This window comes from Streptomyces sp. GQFP, from assembly GCF_021545335.1.
GTDB lineage: Bacteria > Actinomycetota > Actinomycetes > Streptomycetales > Streptomycetaceae > Streptomyces.
The window spans coordinates 7,917,940-7,937,050 of record NZ_CP089312.1 but is presented as its reverse complement, the minus strand read 5'-3'; the positions used below and the strand labels follow the sequence as shown (position 1 = coordinate 7,937,050).

The 19,111-nt window shown below is 68.4% G+C and carries 16 protein-coding genes; 6 read left to right on the top strand and 10 right to left on the bottom strand.

All coding sequences use genetic code 11. From position 1 onward, the window contains the following. Nucleotides 1–8: 8 nt before the first annotated feature. The 3 genes from LUX31_RS35820 to LUX31_RS35810 are packed head-to-tail and all read right to left on the bottom strand — an operon-like array spanning nucleotide 9 to nucleotide 4,515. Nucleotides 9–815, bottom strand: a complete 807-nt coding sequence (locus tag LUX31_RS35820; protein WP_235479459.1) for an HAD family hydrolase — start codon at nucleotides 813–815, stop codon at nucleotides 9–11. Beyond that, nucleotides 812–3,295, bottom strand: coding sequence for a phosphoribosyltransferase (locus tag LUX31_RS35815; protein WP_235479458.1), 2,484 nt, complete (start codon nucleotides 3,293–3,295; stop codon nucleotides 812–814). Before LUX31_RS35815 ends, LUX31_RS35820 begins: the two co-directional genes overlap by 4 nt. A 47-nt stretch (nucleotides 3,296–3,342) precedes the next feature. After that, on the bottom strand, nucleotides 3,343–4,515 hold the full coding sequence (locus tag LUX31_RS35810) for an HpcH/HpaI aldolase/citrate lyase family protein (RefSeq protein ID WP_235479457.1): 1,173 nt from the start codon (nucleotides 4,513–4,515) through the stop codon (nucleotides 3,343–3,345). A 229-nt stretch (nucleotides 4,516–4,744) separates the two neighbouring features. Between LUX31_RS35810 and LUX31_RS35805 the strand changes: the two genes are divergently transcribed. After that, nucleotides 4,745–5,521 carry a TerD family protein gene (locus LUX31_RS35805; protein WP_235479456.1) on the top strand — a complete coding sequence of 259 codons (777 nt, stop codon included), beginning with the start codon at nucleotides 4,745–4,747 and terminating at the stop codon, nucleotides 5,519–5,521. Nucleotides 5,522–5,585: 64 nt separating this feature from the next. Here LUX31_RS35805 and LUX31_RS35800 read toward each other — a convergent pair whose 3' ends face one another. From LUX31_RS35800 to LUX31_RS35775, 6 genes are all read right to left on the bottom strand, one after another. After that, nucleotides 5,586–6,323, bottom strand: coding sequence for a TerD family protein (locus tag LUX31_RS35800; RefSeq protein WP_235479455.1), 738 nt, complete (start codon nucleotides 6,321–6,323; stop codon nucleotides 5,586–5,588). 134 nt (nucleotides 6,324–6,457) lie between these two features. Next, nucleotides 6,458–7,606, bottom strand: a complete 1,149-nt coding sequence (locus tag LUX31_RS35795) for a DUF475 domain-containing protein (protein WP_235479454.1) — start codon at nucleotides 7,604–7,606, stop codon at nucleotides 6,458–6,460. A gap of 50 nt (nucleotides 7,607–7,656) precedes the next feature. Continuing rightward, nucleotides 7,657–8,232, bottom strand: a complete 576-nt coding sequence (locus tag LUX31_RS35790) for a TerD family protein (RefSeq protein WP_235479453.1) — start codon at nucleotides 8,230–8,232, stop codon at nucleotides 7,657–7,659. A gap of 116 nt (nucleotides 8,233–8,348) precedes the next feature. Further along, the gene (locus LUX31_RS35785; protein WP_235479452.1) at nucleotides 8,349–8,924 is read right to left on the bottom strand and encodes a TerD family protein; all 576 of its coding nucleotides are present in this window, start codon (nucleotides 8,922–8,924) and stop codon (nucleotides 8,349–8,351) included. Nucleotides 8,925–9,047: 123 nt separating this feature from the next. Then, a complete protein-coding gene (locus LUX31_RS35780; protein ID WP_055524621.1) occupies nucleotides 9,048–9,506 on the bottom strand; it encodes a peroxiredoxin in 459 nt (152 codons plus the stop codon). Between the two features lie 106 nt (nucleotides 9,507–9,612). Beyond that, nucleotides 9,613–10,050: a DUF3052 domain-containing protein gene (locus LUX31_RS35775; RefSeq protein WP_235479451.1), complete on the bottom strand. Its 438-nt coding sequence runs from the start codon at nucleotides 10,048–10,050 to the stop codon at nucleotides 9,613–9,615. 479 nt (nucleotides 10,051–10,529) lie between these two features. Between LUX31_RS35775 and aceE the strand changes: the two genes are divergently transcribed. Beyond that, entirely contained in the window at nucleotides 10,530–13,262 is a 2,733-nt protein-coding gene (gene aceE / locus LUX31_RS35770) for a pyruvate dehydrogenase (acetyl-transferring), homodimeric type (protein ID WP_235479450.1), read from the top strand. A gap of 125 nt (nucleotides 13,263–13,387) precedes the next feature. Continuing rightward, nucleotides 13,388–14,206: a potassium channel family protein gene (locus tag LUX31_RS35765; protein WP_235479449.1), complete on the top strand. Its 819-nt coding sequence runs from the start codon at nucleotides 13,388–13,390 to the stop codon at nucleotides 14,204–14,206. 120 nt (nucleotides 14,207–14,326) lie between these two features. On the opposite strand, the gene LUX31_RS35760 is transcribed toward LUX31_RS35765, so the two are convergent. Continuing rightward, complete coding sequence (locus LUX31_RS35760; protein WP_235479448.1) at nucleotides 14,327–15,973, bottom strand: MFS transporter; 1,647 nt, start codon at nucleotides 15,971–15,973, stop codon at nucleotides 14,327–14,329. A 100-nt stretch (nucleotides 15,974–16,073) separates the two neighbouring features. On the opposite strand from LUX31_RS35760, the gene LUX31_RS35755 reads away from it, so the two are divergent. The 3 genes from LUX31_RS35755 to LUX31_RS35745 all read left to right on the top strand — a co-directional run bounded on the left by LUX31_RS35755 (nucleotide 16,074) and on the right by LUX31_RS35745 (nucleotide 18,994). After that, the gene (locus LUX31_RS35755) at nucleotides 16,074–16,706 is read left to right on the top strand and encodes a TetR family transcriptional regulator (RefSeq protein WP_235479447.1); all 633 of its coding nucleotides are present in this window, start codon (nucleotides 16,074–16,076) and stop codon (nucleotides 16,704–16,706) included. A gap of 112 nt (nucleotides 16,707–16,818) precedes the next feature. Then, on the top strand, nucleotides 16,819–18,063 hold the full coding sequence (locus LUX31_RS35750; RefSeq protein ID WP_235479446.1) for an alpha/beta hydrolase: 1,245 nt from the start codon (nucleotides 16,819–16,821) through the stop codon (nucleotides 18,061–18,063). Nucleotides 18,064–18,121: 58 nt separating this feature from the next. Beyond that, complete coding sequence (locus tag LUX31_RS35745; protein WP_235480177.1) at nucleotides 18,122–18,994, top strand: DUF4429 domain-containing protein; 873 nt, start codon at nucleotides 18,122–18,124, stop codon at nucleotides 18,992–18,994. The last annotated feature ends 117 nt before the right edge of the window (nucleotides 18,995–19,111 follow it).

Below are 19,111 nucleotides of genomic sequence, written 5' to 3'. Positions count from 1 at the left end.
ACAGCGCGCTACCGCACCTCCTGCAGAAACTCCCGAAGAATCCGCTCCCCCGCAGCAACCCCTCGCTCGGGAAGCGCGACAACCGTATCGGCGTTCCACTCGGTCTCCGCCAACTCACCATGCCCGGGCCGCCAGCCCTGATCGGCAGCAAGGAGCAAGTCGGCGTCAAGGAGAGAGTCCCCGGCAGCAAGGGAACGCAGCGCCCCAGAACGACGCGCGACCTCCCGCATGGCCGCGCTCTTCGTGAGCGGCTTCGGCACGGCGTAGATCTTGCGGCCCTGCAAGGAGACCGTCCAGCCACGCACCTCCGCCCAGACCGCCAGCTCCTTCACCCACTCCTCGGGCAGCAGCTCACGCTCGACGACAAGGTAGGCGAAAAAGTCCTCCGCGACGCGGTGCTTACGCGCCCAGAGCGGATCGGCGGTGGCGGCGAGATGGTCCCGAACCTCGTCCAGGGACGCGCACTCGTCCGCGAGCCGCGCCTGCACCTGGGTATGCCACTCCTCGTCGGCGACACCGTCGACAAGGATGTGCCCGCCGTTCGCGCAGATCGCGTACTTCGGCGCAGGACCCGGCAGGTTGATCCGCTGGTACTGCTTACGGGTCCGCGTGGTCGTCGGCACGAAGACGGCCGCGTCACCGAGTTCGGTGAGCAGTGCGGCGGCCGTCTCCGTCATGTACGACAGCGGCCGGGCCTCGTGCACCTCGACGCAGAGCAGCCGGGGCGCGCGGGCGTCCGGCATGGTCAGCGCGAGGGCCGCGGCGGAGTAGATGAGCGTACGGTCGAGATCGCTGGCGACCAGGACGGGACTCATACCGACACCGCCCTGCCGTTGGCACCGGTCGCGCCACGCGTGTACTTGGGGTGGATCAACCCCACGCAGGTGTACGGGAGTTCGGCCACCTCCTCGACCGGTACGCCCCGCTGCTCGGCGAGCAGGCGCACATGGTCGAGGTCGGCGCCCGCACCGGCCCGGGCCAGGATCTTCCAGGGGACGCGGCGCAGCAGCACCCGGGTGGTCTCGCCGACGCCGGGCTTGACGAGGTTCACGTCGTGGATCTCGTACTCCTCGCTGATCCGCTCAACTGCCGCCCAGCCCTCCCAGGTTGGGGTGCGGTCCGAGTCGAGGAGTTTCTTCGTGAGGGCGAGGACCTCCAGGGCGGCCACGGGGAAGCGGGCCTCGATGGCGTCCAGGAAGTCCACCGACACGTCCGCACCGGCGAGTTCGCGGTAGAACTTGGCGCCGTGGAAGTCGTTCGGGCCGACCAGGTCCGCGCGCAGCACGGTTCGCGAAATCAGGCCGGAGACGGTCGAGTTGAGGCAGGCGGAGGGGATGAGGAAGTCCTCCCGAGTGCCGTACGTCCGTACGCAGGACCCCGGGTCGGCGAGCACGGCGATCTCCGGGTCGAAGCCGGTGATGCCGTCGGAGGCCTCGAACTCCTCGATGGCGTCGGCGAGTTCGCGGGTGATGGCGCCCTTGCCGGTCCAGCCGTCGACGAACACGACATCGGCCGGGTCGTGGTGGGCGGCGAGCCAGCGCAGCGCGTTGGCGTCGATGCCCCGGCCCCGGACGATCGAGACGGCGTAGTGGGGCAGTTCGAGCCCGTGCCGGTACTTGGCCCAGCGGCGCATGAGCACGCCGACCGGGGTGCCCGCGCGAGCCAGTGAGACGAGCACCGGGCGCGGCGACCGCTCGGCGAGCACCAGCTCGGTCACGACGCCGACGGCCTGCGCGATACGGGCGGCGGAGGTGTCGAGGGCGGCGCGGAACAGCTCCTGGTACTGGTCGCTGGGCTGGTACTCGACCGGCAGCGACTCGGCGTAGTGGGCGCCGCCCGCCTGGATGGCCTCCTCGCGCTCCTCGACGGGCGCCTCCAGGGTGACGTCCGAGAGATCCTGCAGCAGCCAGCCGACCTCGTCCGGTGGGTACGAGGAGAACGCGGGTCCGCGGAGGGGCTCGGGCAGCATGGCGGGCCTTTCGGAAACGTGCGGGCGTGCGGGTACGTACGAGGGGACGACGGCGAGCACGACGTTCGGCGTGTGCGCGGCGAGCGTGGCCAACAGGCCGTCGGGAGCGTGGAGTTCAGGTGTGTCGGCGGTGGAGTCGACCACCGCGACGACGGCGTCGAAGCCGGCGCCGGCCACGTTGTAGGCGTAGCGGTCGCCTGGGCCGTCGGCCGGGTCGTCGTGGGCGGGGAAGACGAGGCGGCTGCGGATGGCGTAGCCCGGGTCGTCCACGGCGAGGACGGGTGAGCGGGTTGTCGTCGAGTAGCAGACCTCGACGCCCTCTGTCACCTGCTCCAGCTCTCGGGCGAGGCGGAGGGGGGCGTACATCAGCTCTTCGAAACCGAGGACGAGGATGCGGTGGGCGTCTGTGGGGAGGGTTTCGGCGAGCCTTGCGGCCATCGCGGGGAGGGCGTTGTCCAGGCGTATTCGGTGCCCCGGCGTGAACCCGTGCCGTCCGCCGTCCGGCAGTCGGGCGGGCCAGCGCAGATCGACTCGGGTGAAACGGTTGTGTGGCGGCTGCGGGTCTGTGGGGGCTGGTCGCGCAGTTCCCCGCGCCCCTGGGTGGGGAATCTCGTGCCCTGCTACCAGTGCCTGGCCCTTCTCCAGCACCCCTTCGGGCAGGCTCACGGTGCCCTTCGCCGCTGCCACCAGGTCTACCTGCGCGCCGATCTCCTGAGCGAACTCCGCCAGGCGGGCCACGTCCGCCGGTGCGCGCATGTCGACGAGGGCGACTATGACGTACCGCTCGCGTGGGTAGCGCTCGTGGAGGGCTCGGATGGTGTTGAGGACGGTGTTGCCGGTGGAGAACTCGTCGTCGACGAGGACCAGGGGGCCGGGGCCGGCCAGCAGGGTGGGGTTCTCCGGGAGGAGGAGGTGGGAGGTGGCGTGCGAGTGGGACTCCTCGAAGCCGCCCGCCTGGGCGACGCCGTCGACGGGGCGCCGGGTGGAGTGGAGGTAGGGCGCGAGGCCCACACCGTCGGCGACGCAGTGGCCGAGCCCGGTGGCCGTCTCCGCGTACCCGACGACGACCGCGCGCCGGGACTCGTCGGCGCCGAGCAGCTCGCGGACCCGCCTGCCGAGGGCGAAGCCGTGACCGTAGACGACGGCCGGGGACTGCGGGACGTGCTTGCCGAGCACGTTCGACACCAGCAGGTGCGCCCGCTTGGGGTTGCGCCGCAGGGCGAGGCCGAGCAGCTCGCGCAGCTCGGCGTCGCCGACCAGCTCGACACCGAGCCGCTCGGCGACCCAGGTGCCGGACCAGACCCCGTTGTGCACTGCGTTGTTCATGAGTCCCTAGTGGATGGTGGGGGGAGAAGGGGGAGAAGACGGACGGGTCAGTCGGGGATGCCGGCGGCGAGCAGTTCCACGAAGCCGATGTCCTCGTTGGCGACGCCGAAGACCTCGGCGCGCAGCAGCGTCCGCTCGGCCCAGGCGCGGTGCGGCTTCACCTCGTTCATCTTGTTCGTGTACGCCGACCGCAGGACGCCTCCGCCGCAGCGCTCGGGCCGCAGGATGTCCTGGGCGTCGCTGAACTCCTCGTGGCTGACCACGGACAGAGCGTGCACGGGCAGTACGTGCGAGGGGTGGATGCAGGTCTTGCCGAGCAGACCGTTGGCCTGGTCGAGGGTGATCTCGCGGAGCAGCCCGTCCATGGCGTGCTCGATGAGCTTCTCGCGGAGTTCCTCGGCCTGGCCGTCCAGGAAGGGGCTGCGGCGCAGCTGCGGCTTGAACATGCGTTCCTGGACCCGGAAGTACTCCCAGACGGGCCCGGTGACGGTGAACCCGGTGCCGTCGGCCCGCCCCAGCATGTTGACGACGTCGGCGATGACGGAGGCGACGACCTGGACGTCGTACGCCGTCATGTCGGGGGCTCTGCGCAGCCCGTACGAGGAGCAGAAGTCGGTGACGCCGAGGCGCAGGGCGAGGACGCGGTCGCGGTACTTGTCGACGGCGCGGGAGATGCCCTCCAGGGTTTCTACGCGCGTCTCCCGGTACAACAGCTCGGGGGATTCCAGCACGGGCATGCCGAACAGCCGGTGGCCGCTGGCGGCCTCGGCGTCGGCGAGGGCCTCCAGGAACGGCATCCCGCGTTCCTCGGTGAACTTCGGCATCACGAACCCGGACAGCAGCCGGGCGGCGGGGCCGAGGCGCTGGACGAGGTCGGGGATCTGATCGGGCGTACGGACCCTGACGAACAGCAGCGGCAGCCCGGTGGCGGCGTCGGGGCGCTCGGCGAGCAGGCCCAGCTCCCGCACGAGGTTCTCCTCGGCGTCCACGACCTCCGAGTCGTCGATCGAGTCCTCCAGGCACAGCACCATCGAGACGACACCGCGGGCGACCTGTTTGACGACGGCCTCGGCGAGGCGCGGACGGGTGGCCGGGCTGTACAGGGTGGCCCCGAGGGCCGTGGCGAGCAGCCGGGCCGGGGAGTCGGCGGTGAACTCGCACGGCTCCTGGTGGAACAGACGCTGTCGTACCTCAGGGGCGATGTGCCCGAAATGACGCATGGAACTCCCCCGTGGCGGCTGGACTGCCGGTCGAGTATGGATCGGGTGCTGATGGGTGGCCGGTAATAGTACGTAGGGATCCATGTCAGGGGTTCCCACTGAGAATGAAGTTCAGGTAACGCGGACAAGCACGTGCGGGCACAGCCGGGCGGCGAACACTCGCGACCCGACCCGCGGAACCGGTGCCCCCGCGTTGTCGTGACCAGGACCGAGAGGGCAGGATGACCACATGACGCACGCGATGCTGAAGGGGTCGAACGTCCCGCTCGAAGCCACGACGGTGCGCGCCGTGCTGCGCTGGACGCCCGGGCAGGGGGTTCCGGATGTCGACGCTTCGGCGCTGCTCCTCGGCCCCGACGGTCGTGTGCGCTCCGACGAGGACTTCGTCTTCTACAACCAGCCCCGCCACCCCTCGGGCAAGGTCTGGCGCCTCGGCAAGAAAAGGGTGGCCGAGGGCCTGACCGACACGATCCAGACGGATCTGACCGGTGTCGAGTCCGGAGTCGGACAGATTCTGCTCGTCGCCTCCGCGGACGGCGTCGCCTTCGACCGCGTACGCTCCCTGCGCATCCTGCTGTACGACGGTACGGTCGCGGACGGCGAACCGCTGGCGTACTTCGACGTCAAGCCGGAGACGGGCGAGGAGACGGCCCTGATCTGCGGCGAACTGTACCGCCGCGGCGAGGGCTGGAAGTTCCGCGCCCTGGGCGAGGGCTACTCGAACGGCCTGGAGGGCCTGGCGACGGACTTCGGCATCTCCGTGGAGGACCCGCCGGCGACCGAGGAACCCTTCCCCGAGGCCACCCCGACAACGGACCCCGCGGCGGCCACAACGGTCCAGCAACCCCCCACACTCCCGCCCCAGCCGTCCTACGGCTACCCCCAGCCCACCACCCCGAACGCCAACACCAACCAACCGGCGTACGGCTACCCCCACCCGGTAGGAGCCTCCCCGTCCCCGGACTTCCACCTGCCGCCCCAAGGCCCACAATTCATCGGACGGTAAGGCTTTTCGCTTTTAGGGGCGCGGGGAACTGCGCGACCAGCCACAGCGGACCCGCACCCGAAGTTCACCGCTCAGCCTTGGTCTTGTATCCCCGCCCCCACTGCAAGCCCCACCCGTACAACCGATCAAGCTCCGCCTGGAACCCGTAGACGAACTTCACTTCCCGCCGAACGATCAACTCGTTCTTCACGTTCTCGATCATCACCACCGCACACGACCGAGCCTGCGAGTGCCGCTCGTCGAGACCTATCTCGATCCGCGGCCCATTGCTCGGATACAGAGTGACAATCGCGTGCGTCCGGTCGAACGCCGGCGTCTGGTCATAGATGTAGACGAAGACCAGCAACCTCTTGATCTCGTCCCGGTGATCAAGATTGACGTACGCCGTCTCCCCCGACGCCGACCCGAACCGGTCGTCCCCGCTCAGCTTCACGTACGGCGGCGCGTTCGTGTCACCGAGGAAGCCCCCCAGGGGCTGCACAACCCCCTTGGTGCCGTCGGCCAGCTCGTACAGGATCCCCAGGTCCAGGTCGACGTTCACCATGCTCTGGGTGTGCCCCTGGACCTCCTCCGGCTTCAGGGCCTGGAAGGGGTGCCGCCACAGGCTCTGCCGCTTGGGGCCGCCGATGTCCGACGTACGCATCCGCCAGGACAGGTTGATGCGCAGATGCCCGGTCGCGGCGCCCTGCCTGGTGAGCGAGACCCGCTGGTGCCGCTTGGTCAGCTCGATGGAGTTGCTCGCCGCACTGCCCGCGTCGAACTCCATCGACCGGCCGCGCCACAGGTCGTCCCAGAAACTCATCCCGCCCCCACCCGTCCAGCCCCCGCAAGTCCGTCAGTAGCACCGCACCGTTGCCCGTCAATGCCACGGGGCGGCCGACGAGGACGATTCCTCGTAGCCGCCCCGCTCAGAGCGTTCCCTCACACCGGAGGTTGTCACACCCCGGACGAGACCTCAGTCTTCTCGTCCGAGCCCGCCGCTTTTCCCTCGGCCGCTGCCAACGCCTTGTTGCGGCGCACGGAGGACCAGAAGGACGCGCCGATCAGGACGACGCCGACGAGGCCGGTGATGACCTCGTTGATCTGGTACTGGATGGTGACCAGCAGAATCGCGGCGAGGGCGCCGATCGCGTAGTGCGCGCCGTGCTCCAGGTAGACGTAGTCGTCGAGGGTCCCCTGGCGGACCAGGTAGACGGTCAGCGACCGGACGTACATGGCGCCGATGCCGAGGCCCAGGGCCATCAGCACGATGTCGTTGGTGATGGCGAAGGCGCCGATCACACCGTCGAAGGAGAAGGACGCGTCCAGGACTTCGAGGTACAGGAACATGAAGAACGCGGCCTGGCCGACCATGACGACGGCCGGCTTCTTCTTGCCGGTCCGCTCGGCCTCTTCCTCCTCCTCGTGCTCGCGCTCCTCCGCTTCTTCGAGCCTGTTCTCGAAGTAGCCGGAGAGACCGCCGACGATCATGTAGGTGATCAGACCGCCGATGCCGGAGAGGAGGACCGTCTCCGCCTTGTCGACGTGTGCGCCGCCGTGCTGGTGGGCGTTGGTCGCGAAGGTCAGCGCGGAGACGAGGAGCACGGCCAAGGCGATGCAGACCGACAGCATGTCGACCTTGCCGAGCTTGGCGAGCGGCCGCTCCAGCCAGCCCAGCCACTTGATGTCACGGTCCTCGAAGATGAAGTCGAGGAAGATCATCAGCAGGAACATGCCACCGAAGGCGGCGATCGCCGGGTGGGCGTCCGTGACCAGCTGCTCGTACTGCTCTTTGTTGTTGAACGCGAGATCGACGGCCTCGATGGGCCCCATGCTGGCGCTGATGGCCACGATCACGACGGGGAAGACGAGTCGCATACCGAAGACGGCGATGAGGACACCGATGGTGAGGAAGATCTTCTGCCAGAAGGCACTCATCTTCTTCAGGATGCCCGCGTTGACCACCGCGTTGTCGAAGGACAGCGAGATTTCGAGGATGGAGAGGATCGCCACGATGCCGAAGCCGGTCCACCCCCCGTAGAAGACCGCCGCGACCAGGCCGAGCGCGGTGACCGCGAACGACCAGCCGAAGGTTTTCAGAATCACTGGCTACCCAATCGTGTGTTTACGGGTCTCCCCCGCTGCCGTACTCGGCTTTACGAAACGTTGACTCCGAAGTCTAGAGCGATGCCCCGCAGACCCGACGCGTACCCCTGTCCTACGGCACGGAACTTCCACTCGCCCTGGTAGCGGTACAGCTCCCCGAAGATCATGGCCGTTTCCGTCGACGCGTCCTCGCTCAGGTCGTAGCGCGCCAGTTCCTGGCCGTCGGCCTGGTTGACGACGCGGATGAAGGCGTTGCTGACCTGGCCGAAGGTCTGGCCGCGGTTGTCGGCGTCATGGATCGAGACCGGGAAGATGATCTTGTCGCAGGCGGCCGGCACCTTGGGGAGGTCGACGATCAGCGACTCGTCGTCGCCCTCGCCCTCACCGGTGAGGTTGTCGCCGGTGTGCTCGACCGAGCCGTCGGGGCTGGTGAGCTGGTTGTAGAAGATGAACCACTCGTCGCCGAGAACCCGACCATTCCCGCACAGCAGCGCGCTGGCGTCGAGGTCGAACGGCGCGCCGGTGGTGGAACGCGCGTCCCAGCCGAGCCCGACCAACACCTGGGTGAGGTTCGGTGCGGCTTTGGAGAGGGAGACATTGCCCCCCTTGGCAAGCGTGACGCCCATGCTGCTGATCCTCCCCGAGGTGAAGCCTTGCGATCTGCGTGGATCGCGGAACCGAGCACGTCCGGCGCCGCACCGAGAGATGCGACGCCGGACGACGGAGCCGGAGAGAGTCCGGCTCAGACGTTCACGCCGAAGTCCTGCGCGATGCCGCGCAGGCCGGAGGCGTACCCCTGGCCGATGGCGCGGAACTTCCACTCCGCGCCGTGCCGGTACAGCTCGCCGAAGACCATGGCGGTCTCCGTCGAGGCGTCCTCGGAGAGGTCGTAGCGCGCCAGCTCGGCCTCGCCGGCCTGGTTCACGACGCGGATGAAGGCGTTGCGGACCTGGCCGAAGGACTGCTGGCGGTTCTCGGCGTCGTAGATCGAGACCGGGAACACGATCTTGTCGATGTCGGCCGGGACCGTCGCGAGGTTGACCTTGATCTGCTCGTCGTCGCCCTCGCCCTCACCGGTGGTGTTGTCACCGGTGTGCTCGACCGAGCCGTCCGGGCTCTTGAGGTTGTTGAAGAACACGAAGTTGGCGTCGGAACTGACCTTGCCGTCCGCGCCCGTCAGGATCGCGCTGGCGTCGAGGTCGAAGTCGGTGCCGGTGGTGGTACGGATGTCCCACCCCAGACCGACGATGACCGCGGTGAGACCCGGGGCCTCCTTCGTCAGCGATACGTTGCCGCCCTTGCTGAGGCTGACTCCCACGAGTCCTCCATTGGTGTCTCGTCTGCCGCCGGGGGCGGTGTGCCCCGTCGTGCGCCGTTATCGGATCAACGTGCAGATCCTAGTGACGGGTTCCCGCCCCACGCAGGGCTTGGACCCGAAGAATCACAGGGTGTCGAGGGCTTTCACGTACTCGTTCAGGTCACGCGCGTCGGGCAGGCCGTTGACGACGGTCCACCGCACGACACCCTCCTTGTCGATGATGAAGGTCCCGCGCACCGCGCAACCCTTGTCCTCGTCGAAGACGCCGTACGCGCGCGAAATGTTGCCGTGCGGCCAGAAGTCGGACAGCAGGGGGTATTCGAGGCCCTCCTGCTCGCCGAAGACGCGCAGGGTGTGGATGGAGTCGTTGGAGACGGCGAGTACCTGGGTGTCGCGGTCGGAGAACCTCGGCAGGTTGTCCCGCAGGTCGCACAGCTCGCCGGTGCAGACGCCGGTGAAGGCGAAGGGATAGAAGAGCAGCACCACGTTCTTCGCGCCACGGAAGTCGGAGAGCCGCACGGTGGCGCCGTGGTTGTCCTTGAGCTCGAAGTCCGGGGCCTTGTCGCCGACCTCGATCGCCATGATCCTGCATCCCTTCGGTGGGCTGTTCGGGTGAGAACACCCTAGTGACCACCCACTGAAGCCGTTGGACGGGCCGGAGTCATCCGGCCCGTCCGGCGATTGAGGATTACTTCTTGGACTTCGCTGCCTTGGGTGTCGCCAGACGACTCCCACTCCAGTCCTTGCCCACACTGACGCTCTTCGTCGCCGACAGACCCGCCGTCGTCGCGGCTTCAGAGATGTCGCTCGGCTCCACGTAGCCGTCACGGCCCGTCTTGGGCGTGAGGAGCAGGATCGCGCCGCCTTCTTCGATGTACGTGGTGGCGTCCACCAGCGCATCGGTCAGGTCGCCGTCCTCGTCGCGGAACCACAGCACCACGGCATCTGCGACGTCGTCGTACTCCTCGTCCACGAGATCGCTGCCGATGACTTCCTCAATGGCCTCGCGGAGCTCCTGGTCGACGTCGTCGTCGTAGCCGATCTCCTGGACCACCTGCTCGGGCTGGAACCCCAGCCTTGCGGCAGGGTTAGTCCGCTCCTCCGCGTGGTCCGCGGTCGCGCTCACGGGTTGCCTCCTGATCATGTTCGAGAAATGTCCAGCCACGCGCGTGCGCGAAGCATTGGCCGTAGTCCACACGGGCGGGGCGGATCGCGCAAGTACCCGGCCGTTCAGACCGCCGAAACGGTGACGATCCTGGCGGTGTCGCCGCAACTTCACACAGCGGTTCCCGGGAACAAGTGACGCACAACACACCATTCTGCCCGCTTTGCGGTTTTGCTGCTCCCGAGTGACTCCCGAACCTCTCACACATACGTGCTAGATCCGAATCGCTTTACGGAACACGTCACGGACTGGGCGTATCGTTGCGATTTGGCTGCGACCACCCCGGCCCACACCCGGCCCAGACACCTCCTCCGGGGCTACCTCTGAGTAGAGGTGACGTACCCGGCCTCGGGGTACACGATGGGGACCAGTGCATTCGCAGCCCCAGGGCAGGCCCACAGCGTGCCCCGGATCAAGTCTCCCGAGAGCGAAGGAACAGCGTGGCTTCCGGATCAGATCGCAACCCGATCATCATTGGCGGCCTTCCGAGTCAGGTTCCTGACTTCGATCCCGAAGAAACCCAGGAGTGGCTCGACTCCCTCGACGCCGCGGTTGACGAACGCGGCCGGGAGCGGGCCCGCTATCTGATGCTGCGGCTGATCGAGCGGGCCCGCGAGAAGCGCGTGGCCGTGCCCGAGATGCGGAGCACGGACTACGTCAACACGATCGCGACGAAGGACGAGCCCTTCTTCCCCGGCAACGAGGAGATCGAGCGCCGCATCCTGAACGCGACCCGCTGGAACGCGGCCGTGATGGTCTCGCGCGCCCAGCGGCCCGGTATCGGCGTCGGCGGCCACATCGCGACCTTCGCCTCCTCCGCCTCCCTCTACGACGTGGGCTTCAACCACTTCTTCCGGGGCAAGGACGAGGGCGACGGCGGCGACCAGATCTTCTTCCAGGGGCATGCCTCCCCCGGTATCTACGCCCGCGCGTTCCTCCTCGACCGGCTCAGCGAGCAGCAGCTCGACGCGTTCCGCCAGGAGAAGTCGAAGGCCCCGTACGGCCTGTCCTCGTACCCGCACCCGCGGCTGATGCCGGACTTCTGGGAGTTCCCGACCGTCTCGATGGGCCTCGGCCCGCTCGGCGCGATCTTCCAGGCGCGGATGAACCGCTACATGGAGGCGCGCGGGATCGCGGACACCTCCAAGTCGCATGTGTGGGCGTTCCTCGGCGACGGCGAGATGGACGAGCCGGAGTCGCTCGGCCAGCTGTCGATCGCCGCCCGCGAGGGCCTCGACAACCTGACCTTCGTCGTCAACTGCAACCTGCAGCGGCTCGACGGCCCAGTGCGCGGCAACGGCAAGATCATCCAGGAGCTGGAGTCGCAGTTCCGGGGCGCCGGCTGGAACGTCGTCAAGCTGGTCTGGGACCGCAGCTGGGACCCGCTGCTCGCGCAGGACCGGGACGGCGTGCTCGTCAACAAGATGAACACCACCCCGGATGGTCAGTTCCAGACGTACGCCACCGAGACCGGCGCGTACATCCGCGACCACTTCTTCGGCGACGACACGCGGCTGCGCGCGATGGTCGAGGGCATGACCGACGACCAGGTGCTGCACCTGGGGCGCGGTGGCCACGACCACCGGAAGATCTTCGCGGCGTTCGCGGCGGCCAAGGCGCACAAGGGCCAGCCGACCGTCATCCTCGCCAAGACCGTCAAGGGCTGGACGCTCGGACCCAACTTCGAGGGCCGCAACGCCACGCACCAGATGAAGAAGCTGACGGCGGCCGACCTCAAGGGCTTCCGCGACCGGCTGCACCTGCCGATCTCCGACAAGGAGCTGGAGGGCGGCGCGCCGCCGTACTTCCACCCGGGCCGGAACTCGGAAGAGATCCAGTACATGCACGACCGCCGCAAGTCGCTCGGCGGTTACGTCCCGACCCGCGTCGTCCGCGCCAAGCCGCTGACGCTGCCCGAGGAAAAGACGTACGCGAGTGTGAAGAAAGGTTCGGGCCAGCAGTCGATCGCCACGACCATGGCGTTCGTCCGGCTGCTCAAGGACCTCATGCGGGACAAGGAGATCGGCAAGCGTTTCGTGCTGATCGCGCCGGACGAGTACCGCACGTTCGGCATGGACTCGTTCTTCCCGAGCGCGAAGATCTACAACCCGCTCGGCCAGCAGTACGAGGCCGTGGACCGCGAGCTACTCCTCGCGTACAAGGAGTCGCCGACGGGTCAGATGCTGCACGACGGCATCTCGGAGGCCGGCTGCACCGCCTCGCTGATCGCGGCCGGCTCGGCCTACGCGACGCACGGCGAGCCGCTCATCCCGGTGTACGTCTTCTACTCGATGTTCGGTTTCCAGCGCACCGGCGACCAGTTCTGGCAGATGGCCGACCAGTTGGCGCGCGGTTTCGTCCTGGGCGCGACCGCTGGACGTACGACTCTGACCGGCGAGGGTCTGCAGCACGCCGACGGCCACTCACAGCTGCTCGCCTCGACGAACCCGGGCTGTGTCGCGTACGACCCGGCGTACTCGTACGAGATCGCGTACATCGTGCAGGACGGTCTGCGCCGGATGTACGGCCCGGACAGTGAGGACGTCTTCTACTACCTCACCGTCTACAACGAGCCGATCCAGCACCCGGCCGAGCCCGAGGACGTCGATGTCGACGGCATCCTCAAGGGCATCCACCGCGTGGGCCAGGGGACTTCGGGCACCATCCCGGCGCAGGTCATCGCGTCCGGTGTCGCGGTGCCGTGGGCGCTGGAGGCGCAGCGGATCCTCGCGGAGGACTGGAACGTACGGGCGGACGTCTGGTCGGCGACCTCCTGGAACGAGCTGCGGCGCGAGGCGGTCGCGGTGGAGCAGCACAATCTGCTGCATCCCGAGGAGGAGCAGCGGGTCCCTTATGTGACGCGGAAGTTGAGTGGCGCCGAGGGTCCGTTCGTGGCCGTTTCCGACTGGATGCGGTCTGTTCCTGACCAGATCTCTCGGTGGGTGCCGGGGACTTACCAGTCGCTGGGTGCGGATGGGTTCGGGTTCGCGGACACGCGTGGGGCGGCTCGGCGGTTCTTCCACATTGACGCGCAGTCGATCGTGGTGGGGGTGCTTACGGAGTTGGCTCGGGAGGGGAAGGTTGATCGGTCGGTGCTGAAGCAGGCGATCGACCGGTACCAGTTGCTGGATGTCTCGGCGGCTGACCCCGGTGCCGCGGGCGGCGACGCGTAGTCGTACTTCGACTGCCGGTTCGTTGTGGCTGGTCGCGCAGTTCCCCGCGCCCCTGGAGGGGTGCCCCTTCGGGGCTTCCTCCAGGGGCGCTTCTGTGTCGCTTTCGGGCCCTTAATATGCGCAGCATGAAGGAAGCGTCTGCGCAGGCTCGTTGGGAGGGGCGGACTCAGCGGCCTCTGATGGTGCTTGCTGTCGTGTTCGCCGTTGCCTATGCCGTGCCGATCGTGCACAGTCCCGCCGGGCGGACCGTGTCGGTCGCCTGCACGGTTGTGGAGTGGGGGGTGTGGGGTGCCTTCGCGGTCGACTACCTCGTGCGGGTCTCTCTCGCCGAACAGCGGCGGGAGTACGTACGCCGGCACTGGCTGGACCTGTTCGCCGTGCTGCTGCCGCTGATCCAGCCGCTGAGGCTGCTGCGGGTCATATCCACGCTGCTGCTGGTGGGCCGGCGGGCCCAGATGGCGTCCCAGGTGCGGCTGACGACGTATGTCGGCGGGGCCGTGGTGGGGCTGCTGATGTTCGGCTCGCTGGCCGTGCTGTCGGTCGAGCGCGAGTCGCCGGACGGGAACATCCGAACGCTGGGCGACGCCCTGTGGTGGTCGTTCACGACGATGACGACCGTGGGGTACGGGGACCACGCGCCGACGACCGGAGTGGGCCGCGTCCTCGCGGTCGGGCTGATGCTGTCCGGGATCGCGCTGCTCGGTCTGGTCACCGCGAACATCGCCGCGTGGTTCATCTCCCGGTTCGAGATGGACGACGTGGAGGAACGGCGCCAGACGGCCGCGATCGCGGCGCTGACGGAGGAAGTACGGGCGCTACGGGCCGAGGTGGCCGCCCTGTCCGACGGGCCCGTCGGCGCGCTGTCCCCCTCCGGCAGCGCGCCGCGGCCCGGCGGTCCTCCGTGTCGTACATGTCTTACGGACCATGCCGTGCGGAGGACTTGACTAACTGTGACCTGCCCCGAGTACCGAAGGGGAGGAATCTTTAGGGGAGTCACTCGGATAGGGGAATTCCCCGGCGCAGGTCATAGATATATGCGCGAAATATGCGCTTCAGATGTGCCCTCAGATGTGCGCCGCGCCCGCGCCCGCCTCCGCGTTCTCGCCGCGCTTCGTCAGGAGGGCGACCAGTACCGCCACCACTCCCACGCCGGCCGCGACCAGACAGGCCAGGCTCATGCCGGAGATGAACGTGTCGTGGGCGACCTTCGCGATCTGGGCGGCGACCGTCTCCGGAGTGCCCGGTGCCACCGGGGGCACGCCGACCTGGACCGCCTCCGAGGCCTGCGCCTGCTGTTCGGGGGTGAGTTCCGGGAGGCCCGCGGCCGTCCAGTTGCCCGCGAGGTCGTTGTCGACCTTGGAGGCCATGACCGCGCCGAGCACCGCCGTACCGAGGCTGCCGCCGATCTGCATCGCCGCCTGCTGGAGGCCGCCGGCGACACCGGACAGCTCCATCGGGGCGTTGCCGACGATGACCTCCGTCGCGCCGACCATGACCGGGGCGAGGCCGAGGCCGAGCATGGCGAACCAGAGCGACATGACGCCGCTGCCGGTGTCCGTCTCCAGCGTGGACATGCCGAACATGGCGATCGCGACGCACGCCATACCGCCCGCGAGCGGGATGCGCGGGCCGGTCTTGCTGATCATGACGCCGGCCAGGGGCGAGCCGACGATCATCATCCCGGTGAGCGGGAGCAGATGCAGGCCCGCGTCGATCGGGCTCATACCGTGCACGTTCTGCAGGTAGAAGGTGACGAAGAAGAGGCCGCCCATGAAGGCGATGGCCATGAGGACCATCAGCACCACACCCGCCGACAGCGGGACCGAGCGGAACAGGCCGAGCGGGATCAGCGGCTCCTTGACCCTCTGCTCCCAGAAGGCGAAGAGCCCGAAGCCCACCACCGAGGCGACCAGGAACAGCCACGTCTTGCCGTCGCCCCAGCCCCACTCCGGGGCCTTGATGAGCGCCCACACCAGGCAGAACATCGCACCGGAGAGCAGGGCGATACCAAGGACGTCGAAGGAGCGCGCAGCGCTGTGTCCGTCTATCGGGCTCCGCCCGAGGGCCGCGCGGTGGTCGACCAGGATCACCAGGCCGATGACGAGGGCCAGGATGCCCACCGGCACGTTGATGAAGAACACGGACTGCCAGCTGACGTGCTCGACGAGCAGTCCGCCGAGGATCGGGCCGCCCGCGGTGGAGGCGCCGATGACCATGCCCCAGATGCCGATGGCCATGTTCAGCTTCTCGGCGGGGAACGTGGCCCGCAGCAGACCGAGCGCGGCCGGCATCAGCAGCGCGCCGAACAGCCCCTGGAACACCCGGAAGACGACCACCAGGGCGATACTGCTGGACAGCCCGATGGCCGCCGACGCGGCGGCGAAGCCGACGATGCCGATGAGGAAGGTCTGCCGGTGCCCGAAGCGGTCGCCGAGCTTGCCCGCGGTGATCAGCGTGACCGCGAGCGCGAGGAAGTAGCCGTTGGTGATCCACTGGACGTCCGCGAAACTCGCGCCCAGGTCCTTCTGGATGGCCGGGTTGGCGATCGCCACGATGGTGCCGTCGAGGGCCACCATCATGACCCCGACGGCCACGGATATCAGGGTCAGCCACGGATGGCCGCGCAGCCCCTTGGCAGGCGTGGGATCCGAGGGCGCGACAGGTGCCTTGTCCCCCGGACCGGTCGTCTCGATGGTGGTCTGACTAGTCATGCGATCGAGGCTAATGACAGCCACTGACAATTGACAAACGAGTTCACAAGTCGGTAACTGACACGTCGTTCCCCGATAAGAACGAAGAGGCCTGATCACCATGAGCGCACTGCGCGAGCTCAAGAAACAGCGCACCCGGGACGCGCTGGTGCGCGCCGCCCTCGTCCTGTTCACCAGCAAGGGGTACGAGCACACGACCGTCGACGAGATCGCCGAGGCCGTCGAGGTCTCGCAGCGCACCTTCTTCCGCTACTTCGCCGGCAAGGAGGACGCCGCCTTCGCCGTGCACCGCATCGCGGAGGCGCACTTCATCCGGGCGGTGCGCGAACGCCCGCCGCACGAGGCCCCGTTGGAGGCTCTGCGGCAGGCCGTGCTGGAGGGCTGGCACACCATCAACGAGGCCGTGGAGTCCGTCGTACCGGCGGAGTTGCAGATGCGCATGTACTACGTGATCGAGTCGACGCCGGTGCTGCTCGCCGCGCACCTGCGCCGCTCCGCCGAGACGGAGGAGGCGGTGGCGCGGGTGGTCGCCGAGCGCGAGGGTGTCGACGTGGACGACGATCTCCGGCCGCGGGTCGTCACGGCTCTGTTCAGCGGGCTGATGCGGCTGACGGAACGGCGGTGGGGCGCGGGCTCGGACATGAGCGTGGCGGCGATGCGCGAGCTGACCAGCACCTACCTCGACGCGATGGGTCCGGCACTGGCGGGGAACTGGCGCACGGACGGGTCGTGACACCCCGTACGGAAGCGTGTGCGCAGCGCCATACCCGCCGAGGGTTATCGAAACGTGATCCCCGTCACTCGGTTAACGCGAGACCCTCTCGTTCTCCTAGTGTGTCCTTTCAGTGACTTCCTTCGACACCTCCCCGCAACTGAACGTCTGGCGCGCACTGCTCGCGCTGGCCGTGGTCTTCGTGATGCTCGCGACGACCGGCTGGACCGCGGTCCGCAGCCACCGCACGCCCTCGCCGCTCCAGGCGTCGCTCTCCGCGTGGGAGGACGGACGGATCGGCGGCCACGCGCTGCCCGACCCGGACGGGACACCCGGCCGGCTGGCCCGGTTCTTCGCCTCGCTCACCACCCAACAGCGCGACCGGCTCGTGCGCCGCTATCCGCTGGCGGTCGGCAACATGAACGGCGCACCCGTCGAACTGCGCTACCGCGCCAACCGCATCGCGCTGCACACGGCCCGCGAGACGGAGCGTGTGCGCATGCACGACAACCGGCTCTCGGCCGTCGGCCAGCACGAGGCGGGGCGCCGGATGCACCGCTACGACGATCTGCTGGCGAAGGGCCGCCAGATCCTGGCCTTCGACCCCGAGGGCAACGGCCGGGTCGCCGAGGTGTTCGGCGACCTCGGCAAGGCACAGCGCGTCTCGGTCGTGGTCCCCGGTGTCGACACCGACCTCCTCACCTTCCAGCGCACCAACCGCAGGTACTCGGCGCCCGTCGGCATGGCGGAGGCGCTGTACCGCGCGGAGTGGGAGGCGAGCCCCACGACCCGTACGGCCGTGATCGCCTGGGCCGACTACACCGCGCCCAACGGGCTCGGCATGGACGCGGCGACGGCGATGCGCGCCAACTCCGGTGCGCTGCGACTGAACGCGCTGGTGCGCGGACTGCCCGGCCGGGCGCCGGTCGCGCTGTACTGCCACAGCTACGGCTCGGTGGTCTGCGGGGTCGCCGCGCACGCGCTGCCGAGCCGGGTGACCGACATCGCGGTGGCCGGCAGCCCCGGTATGCGGGTCGAGAACGCGGCTCAGCTGCACACCTCGGCCCGGGTGTGGGCGATGCGGGACGCCGACGACTGGATCCAGGACGTGCCGTATCTGGAGGTCGGCGGCCTCGGGCACGGCGCCGACCCGGTGTCGTCGGGATTCGGCTCGCGGGTGCTGTCCGCGCGTGGCGCGAAGGGACACGGCGGCTATTTCGAGCCGGGTACGGAGAGTCTGCACAATTTCGCCGAGATCGGCGTCGGCGCTTTCGGCGCCGTGCGGTGCGCTCAGCGGGATCAGCACGATCAGCAGGACCGCAAGGATGACGTGTGTCTGAAGGGTTTGTCCGACGGGGCGACGGCCGGACGCGCGTAGAAGACGCAGAAATCACGGTGTGCCCGGGGAGGGGACTATGAAGCTCTTGCCGCATACGATGAGCCGCATGGGTGACGTACTGGCCGGATTTCATGCCGCCTGGGAGTTCGAGTCCGACTCCGTGCTCATCCGCTTCGAACGGGGAATCCGCACGCCGAAGCTGTTTCAGGCGCTCGGCGAACGCCGTATCCCGCTGGAAGCGATCGCGGGTGTCACGCTGACCCCGGGCAAGCGCGGAACGGTGGTTCTGCGCGCCGAGCCCCGGCCGGGCGCCGACCCGTTGATGGAGGCGGCCGACGGCCAGCTGAAGGAGGGCTGCGACCCGTACCGGCTGGTGCTGCCGGCCGAGCGGGAGACACTCGCCGAGTACTACGCGGACGAACTGCGGGCCCGGGTGGGCGAGATCGGCGGTGCGGACAAGGAACCTGCTGAAAGGTTCCTGGTGGCCGCGCCCGAGGTGCCGCGGGCGTTCAAGGCGTACGACGCGAAGGCGTCCTTCGACGGGCGCGCGGTGTCGTTCCGGTGGTTCTGGACGGGCGCGTCGTCGGCGAAGTGGAAGGCCGGCGACCAGACGTTTCCGGTCGCCGACCTGATGGGCGTGGAGTGGCGGTCGCCCGAGGTGTTCGAGGGATATCTGCGACTGCTTCGACGGGACGGGTCGGCTGTCGCGCCGGCCGTCGATCAGGATCCCGCGTCGGTGGTGTTCGGGCTGGGGTACGGGCCTGTGCATGAGTCGTTGCCGTTTGCGGCGGCCGTGTTGGCGGGGGTTCGCTCCGCGGGTGGGGCGGGGGCGGTTCAGGTGAGTTCCGGGCGGCGTGATCCGGGGGATGTTGCTGAACGGATTCGGCACCTGGGGGAGTTGCACGAGGCCGGTTTGGTGACGGATGAGGAGTTCTCGTTGAAGAAGGCTGAGTTGTTGGCGGAGTTGTAGGCCGCCTGGGGGGGTGGGGGGTCTGTGCGTTGGCGGGTGCGGGTGCGGGTTCGTTGTGGCTTGTCGCGCAGTTCCCCGCGCCCCTGGGTGGGGGATCTCGCCGCCCCTCGGGGAGAA

Bases quoted from the DNA above. Each gene is read 5' to 3' on its own strand.
- LUX31_RS35800 (WP_235479455.1), bottom strand. From the start codon at position 6,323: ATGAGTTTCTGGGACGACCTGTGGCGCGGCCGGTCGATGGAGTTCGAC.
- LUX31_RS35790 (WP_235479453.1), bottom strand. From the start codon at position 8,232: ATGGGCGTCACGCTTGCCAAGGGGGGCAATGTCTCCCTCTCCAAAGCC.
- LUX31_RS35820 (WP_235479459.1), bottom strand. From the start codon at position 815: ATGAGTCCCGTCCTGGTCGCCAGCGATCTCGACCGTACGCTCATCTAC.
- LUX31_RS35810 (WP_235479457.1), bottom strand. From the start codon at position 4,515: ATGCGTCATTTCGGGCACATCGCCCCTGAGGTACGACAGCGTCTGTTC.
- LUX31_RS35755 (WP_235479447.1), top strand. From the start codon at position 16,074: ATGAGCGCACTGCGCGAGCTCAAGAAACAGCGCACCCGGGACGCGCTG.
- LUX31_RS35745 (WP_235480177.1), top strand. From the start codon at position 18,122: ATGAGCCGCATGGGTGACGTACTGGCCGGATTTCATGCCGCCTGGGAG.
- LUX31_RS35760 (WP_235479448.1), bottom strand. From the start codon at position 15,973: ATGACTAGTCAGACCACCATCGAGACGACCGGTCCGGGGGACAAGGCA.
- LUX31_RS35815 (WP_235479458.1), bottom strand. From the start codon at position 3,295: ATGAACAACGCAGTGCACAACGGGGTCTGGTCCGGCACCTGGGTCGCC.
- LUX31_RS35805 (WP_235479456.1), top strand. From the start codon at position 4,745: ATGACGCACGCGATGCTGAAGGGGTCGAACGTCCCGCTCGAAGCCACG.
- LUX31_RS35765 (WP_235479449.1), top strand. From the start codon at position 13,388: ATGAAGGAAGCGTCTGCGCAGGCTCGTTGGGAGGGGCGGACTCAGCGG.
- LUX31_RS35780 (WP_055524621.1), bottom strand. From the start codon at position 9,506: ATGGCGATCGAGGTCGGCGACAAGGCCCCGGACTTCGAGCTCAAGGAC.